Below are 1899 nucleotides of genomic sequence, written 5' to 3' on the forward strand. Positions count from 1 at the left end.
TTCTTCGCCGGAATTGTTTGGTTTGCCCGTAACACATTCGACGGTACTTGGGGCCTCCTAACAAAAGGCTAACGATGGATTCAAAGCGAGGTAATTTGCCGGTCGGTATCAATCGCTCGATATGTGTCAGCATTGCGTCTCGAACGCGCTTGGTAAGTCAGGAGTCGAGACATATTAAGTTATGCAGAATGGCGAAAACCTTAAGGTTTCTCCTGAAGAGGGAGGAGTCCTGAACGGGAGGGACCTACCAGGGTAATTTCAGAAGACTTGTAATAAAAATAATAAAAAAAATAAAAAAATTGGAATATAAATCCATTTATAGCTGGCAGAAATTCCATAAAATTTGGATGTGCGGCATTGTGTCGCGCATAGGGGCATGCAAAAATGGATGAGGCCGCCGCGCCAAGATCCGGCGGGGTTCCTTTCATAAAGAGAGAGGAACCCCGCGCTCGGGACAGGCTCTACCGTTGGAGTTCGGCGTAAAGGCGCAAGCTTTCGGTGGAAAGGCGCTGCGCGCCCTCTACGGCTTCCAGGATACGGCGAAGACTGCCGTCGATATCGCTCACCGCGCCAGCGGTGCCCTGCATATTGGCCGAGATATCGCGGGTCACGGCGGTTTGCTCCTCAATCGCGCCCGCAACGCCGGTGACGCGGCTTTGGACTTCGGTCATGGCGGTGCCGATCTGCGCGAGCGTATCGGAAACGCCCGAGGAGATTTCTTGAACCCCGGCGATTTCGCGCGAAATCGTCTCGGTAGCCTGGGCCACCTGTTGCGCCAGATTCTTCACTTCGCTGGCGACGACGGCAAAGCCTTTCCCGGCATCGCCTGCGCGGGCGGCCTCAATGGTGGCATTCAGGGCCAAGAGATTGATATTGGCGGCAATATCCTGAATAAACTTGATGACGCTCGACATGGAATCGGCCGCCGAGGCGAGGCGGCTTGCGGTTTCCCCGGCTTGGTTGACGTGATCCATCGCGGCATCGGCAGAGGTTTTTGAGCGCACCATATTGCTGGAAACTTCGCCAATCGAGGCGGCGAGTTCTTCCGCGCTGGCGGCTACGGTTTGAACGCCCGCCGAGGTTTGCGTCGCCGCGCCGGCAACGCGGCTGGTCTGCTCGGTAATGCTGCCGATGGCGCGGACGATCTGGGCGAGGTTAGTATCGATCCGGCTGCCCACCGCCGCCGCCTTTTGCTGCTGGAGAACCTGCTCGGTCACATCGGTTGCATATTTCACCACTTTGAACGGGCGGCCTTGCGCGTCCAGAATCGGGTTATAGGTTGCCCGGATCCAAACCGCCCGGCCGCCTTTGGCGAGGCGCTTATATTCCGCCGACAGAAATTCGCCCCGGCTGAGCTTGGTCCAAAAACTCTGATAGTCGGACGATTTGGCATACTCGGGCTCGATGAGACGCTGGTGATGCTGGCCTTGTAACTCCTCCAGGCGATATCCGAAGATGCTGAGAAAATTGGCATTGGCGGCCAGAATCTTCCCCTCAAGGGAAAATTCGATCACCGCCTGGGACCGCCCGATGGCATCGATTTGCCCGCTATAATCGGCGGCCTGCTGCTTCTGGGCGGTGATATCGGTGGCGATTTTGACGAGTTTAACCAGCTTACCAGTACGATTGCGCACGGGATTATAACTTGCCTGCAACCAGACTTCACGGCCACCTTTGCCGAGGCGCATATATTCGGCTTGTTGAAAAATTCCATTCCGAAGGTTTTTCCAGAATTCAGCATACTCATTGCTTTTAGTGTAATGAGAGGGCACGAAAATATTGTGGTGCTTTCCCTTAATCTCCTCAAGCCGATACCCGAGGGTCTTTAGAAAATTCGCATTGGCGGTTAAAATTGTACCGTCTAAATCAAACTCGATCAGGGCTTGAGACTGATGGAAC

At 54.7% G+C, this 1899-nt stretch carries 1 protein-coding gene; it reads right to left on the reverse strand.

Going from position 1 to position 1899, the window contains the following annotated elements:
* Positions 1-461: 461 nt before the first annotated feature.
* Positions 462-1899 (reverse strand): methyl-accepting chemotaxis protein (locus VZ95_RS18745; RefSeq protein WP_045777215.1); only part of this gene is annotated, 1438 nt, incomplete at its 5' end.

Source organism: Elstera litoralis, assembly GCF_000963705.1.
Lineage (GTDB): Bacteria > Pseudomonadota > Alphaproteobacteria > Elsterales > Elsteraceae > Elstera > Elstera litoralis.